This window comes from Desulfobacula sp., from assembly GCF_021107415.1.
In genome coordinates this window covers 1-3,857 of record NZ_JAIOSW010000503.1, presented here as the reverse complement: position 1 = coordinate 3,857, position 3,857 = coordinate 1, and the positions used below count along the sequence as shown (strand labels likewise).

Below are 3,857 nucleotides of genomic sequence, written 5' to 3'. Positions count from 1 at the left end.
TTCATTGTTGATGATGAACCCGAAATTCTTCTGGCAGTGGATACCACTCTGAGAATGGCCGGTATGGACAATATCATCACCATTGGTGACGCAAGGGACGTGATCCGGCAAATGGAACGGCTGATTCCCTGTCTCATCATTCTGGACCTGAATATGCCCCATATCAACGGTGGACGCCTGCTTAAAATTGTCCGCAAAACCTATCCCAGAATTCCCGTGATTATACTCACCGGTACCATTGATGTGGATACGGCGGTAAAATGCATGAAAATAGGGGCCATGGATTATGTGGTAAAGCCGGTGGAGGAAGATCGGCTTATAGCAGCCGTTAAGCAGGCACTGGCCTATGGAGATTTTGGAAATAAATTTCAGGATTCCCCTGCAGGCGATCTGTTTTCCCAGATAAAAAATCCCAAGGCATTTGCACATATTATCACCCAGGATGAAAAGATGCATTCCATCTTTCACTATATCGAAGCCGTTGCTCCTTCTTCACAGCCGGTTCTTATCCTCGGGGAAACCGGAGTGGGAAAGGAACTCATTGGCCGGCCCATCCATACTTTGAGCCGGAGAAAGGGAAAGCTGATTGTAGTCAATGTTGCAGGATTAGATGACAATGTGTTTTCCGATACGCTTTTCGGCCATGTGCCCGGGGCGTTCACCGGAGCACAAAAAGTAAGGCAGGGACTGATCGAACAGGCTGCCGGCGGCACGCTTTTTCTGGATGAAATCGGAGATCTTGCCTTAACTTCCCAGGTCAAATTGCTCAGGCTGCTCCAGGAAAGGGAATACCTTCCTTTGGGGTCTGACAAGATCAGACATTCTGATGCAAGGATCATTGCTTCCACCAATCTGGATCTCTGGGCTCTTGAAAAAAAAGGAATTTTCAGAAAAGATTTGATCTACCGTCTTTCCACCCATATATTGACTCTACCGCCCCTGCGGGAGCGTCTTCTGGACTTGCCGCTGCTGCTGGACCGGTTTGTCTGCCAGGCAGCTGATGAACTGGATAAACCGATTCCCGAACTTCCAAAAATATTGATCGAGCAGATGGAAACCTATCCTTTCAAGGGCAACATCAGGGAACTTAAATCCATGGTGTATGACGCTATCTCACGATACAGGAAAGGCCCCATCACAGCAGACCTGTTCAAAGGCCCGGGCGTATCCGGATCAGGCTCCGGGCCAAAAGATATCCCGGATTTTTCTTTACCCACCCTGAAAGAAGCCTCTCAAGAACTTGTGGAGAAAGCCATGAAACAGACCTGCGGCAACCAGTCTGCTGCCGCCGGGATTCTTGGCATCTCCCAGCAGGCCCTGAGTAAAAGACTGCAGAAATTAAAATTCGAGAAAAAAGATACTTAACCTACAACAAAAATTGTATTCACAACAAAAGTTGTAGAAACTCTCCTTTTGGCCTGTTCTATCGAATATCTGTTCGGGTCAATATCGTCTTCTACAACTTTTGTTGTACCCCTGTGAAATTTACTTAAATTCATTTTTTATTTAAAATTCAATAAAAACAAATAGATAGAATTATTTATGTCGTCCGGCACAATGATTGCTCTTACAATAAATAAATTGTAATGAATCACAATTATTTATTAAAGGAGAATCTCTTATGAATCAGATTAAAAGTCTTGGCTGGCGCGTAACAATGGCAGGATTAGGTATAAACTTGGCTTTGGGGATACTTTATACATGGAGTATTTTTAAAATGACCATCAAAGAGTCAATTGTGGCGGGCGATGGTCTTTTTAACTGGAGTCTGGCTTCCTTAAATGACCCCTATGCCGTCTGCTGCCTTGTCTTTGCGTTTACCATGATTTTTGCCGGCCGTCTTCAGGACAGGATCAGCCCAAAGATTACAGCTGTCATTGGCGGCATTCTCACAGGGCTTGGACTGATTCTTATTTCATTTTCCACTGCATGGATCAGTTGGATAATCGGATTCGGCATTCTCACTGGAATGGGTCTTGGTTTTGGTTATGCATCGGCAACACCGCCTGCCATCAAATGGTTTCCATCTGCCAAAACCGGCATGATTGCCGGTATTGTTGTTGCCGGGTTCGGACTGGCATCTGTTTATATTGCGCCGTTGGCAATATTTTTAATTGACAGGATGGGGCTTTCCCAGGCCATGCTTGTTTTCGGTATTGCCTTTCTCATTATTGTTTCTGCCCTTGCACAATTTCTGGTAAATCCCCCGGAAGGATATGTTCATCCGGAAGAAACGAATAAAAAAAATAATCCTGCTGCAAGCCGCTCAATTGATTTTGCTCCGGGCGAAATGCTTCGCACGCCGGCGTTCTATAAATTATGGATTGTTTTCTGTATTGCATCCGGTGCCGGCCTTATGATCATTGGCGGTGTGGCAGGAATGGCAAAACAGGGAATGGGTCAGATGGCCTGGGTCGTTGTGGCCTTAATGGCAGTGGGAAATGCCTCGGGACGTGTTATTGCAGGGATCCTTTCAGACCGCATCGGACGGGCAAACACCCTTTTTATCATGTTGATTTTTCAGTCGATTGTCATCTTTTCTCTTTTGTTTATACCACCGGCACAGGTGATGCTTCTGGTTCTTGCAGCAGTACTGATTGGATTTAATTACGGTACAAATCTTTCTTTATTTCCATCTGCAACCAAAGATTTTTTCGGTTTAAAGAATTTTGGCGTTAATTACGGACTGGTTTTCAGTGCCTGGGGTGTGGGAGGGTTCATCTTCCCAAGGGTTTCTCAAATGATTGTTGCGTATACCAATAGTCCCAAAATAGCTTATATTCTTGCATCAGGGCTTCTTCTAATCGGAGCGGTTTTTGCCTTGATGACCAAATCTCCTGTTACTGAAATCCGGAAACAACTTGAATTCATAGCCAATCCCGTACCTGAAGAAATTTAAGAATCACTTTTTTGCTATAGCTAAAAGTTTTGAAGTTAATTTTGTAAATGGGTTTTAATCAAAAGAAGGAGAGAAGACCCTCTGTTTATCCTTTATACCTCCGGGTCAACCGGAACACCCAAGGGCATACAACACGATGTAGGTGGTTACATGGTGGCAGACTGAAACCGGCGGTATCATGATCACTCCGCTGCCCTATGCCATTACCCAAAACCCGTTCAGGAAAAATCATGCGCCGTATCTTAAGAAAAATTGCAAATGATGAGTTTGACAGCTTGGGAGATATTTCCACTCTGGCAGACCCGGAGGTGGTCGGCAACCTGATTGAATACCATAAGGAATTAACCAGTAATTAGCTTAAAAATTTAACATTTCACATAAAAGGGCCGGTCTGAAATTTGATTTTCAGATCGACCCTTGTTTTTTTCAAGAATACCGGCAAAGCTCATAAGAGCCTTTCTCAAAATTTTTCGAAATAGGGATTTTTACCTATTGTATTCACCAATACAACGTTATAGAATTGATGCCGTTAATTCCCGAACCTTGCGCTCAAAAATATTTCCAACAATAAACGGGAATAACGACTAAAAGAATAGTATGTCAATATATATGATATGCGGATAGAAAAAATACGATAACCCAAAATAAGAAAATATGCGGACAACCGCATAATTAATTGTTCGGTGTTAAAAACAATGATCTCCGTAATTACTCCAGCTCACAATGAAGAACTATTTATAAAGAAATGCCTGTTCTCCGTTAAAGCTGCAGCAAAAGTGGTGTCCGAAGAAGTTGAGCATATTGTGGTGCTGAACCGTTGCACTGACAGAACTGGAGAGATTGCCACTCAATTTGGTATAAAGGTTATAACTGACGACTCCCGAAATTTGAGCCATATCCGAAACAAGGGAGCTGAGGCATCCAAAGGTGATATCCTCGTTACAATAGACGCTGATAG

General features: G+C 43.6%; 5 protein-coding genes. All 5 read left to right on the top strand.

Translation table 11 applies throughout. From position 1 onward, the window contains the following. On the top strand, positions 1-1,365 hold a 1,365-nt coding region (locus tag K8S13_RS24935; RefSeq protein ID WP_291466457.1), incomplete at its 5' end, for a sigma-54 dependent transcriptional regulator. Positions 1,366-1,621: 256 nt separating this feature from the next. Next, positions 1,622-2,899, top strand: coding sequence for an OFA family MFS transporter (locus tag K8S13_RS24930; RefSeq protein ID WP_291466455.1), 1,278 nt, complete (start codon positions 1,622-1,624; stop codon positions 2,897-2,899). Between the two features lie 57 nt (positions 2,900-2,956). Next, positions 2,957-3,064: an AMP-binding protein gene (locus K8S13_RS25865; protein ID WP_367172899.1), complete on the top strand. Its 108-nt coding sequence runs from the start codon at positions 2,957-2,959 to the stop codon at positions 3,062-3,064. Positions 3,065-3,129: 65 nt separating this feature from the next. Further along, entirely contained in the window at positions 3,130-3,255 is a 126-nt protein-coding gene (locus K8S13_RS24925; RefSeq protein ID WP_291466458.1) for a hypothetical protein, read from the top strand. Positions 3,256-3,594: 339 nt separating this feature from the next. Then, positions 3,595-3,857: glycosyltransferase family A protein (locus K8S13_RS24920; RefSeq protein WP_291466453.1), on the top strand; the 263-nt coding region annotated here is incomplete at its 3' end.

Excerpts from the sequence above, each read along its gene's own strand:
- K8S13_RS24930 (WP_291466455.1), top strand. The coding sequence starts at position 1,622 with ATGAATCAGATTAAAAGTCTTGGCTGGCGCGTAACAATGGCAGGATTA.
- K8S13_RS24925 (WP_291466458.1), top strand. The coding sequence starts at position 3,130 with ATGCGCCGTATCTTAAGAAAAATTGCAAATGATGAGTTTGACAGCTTG.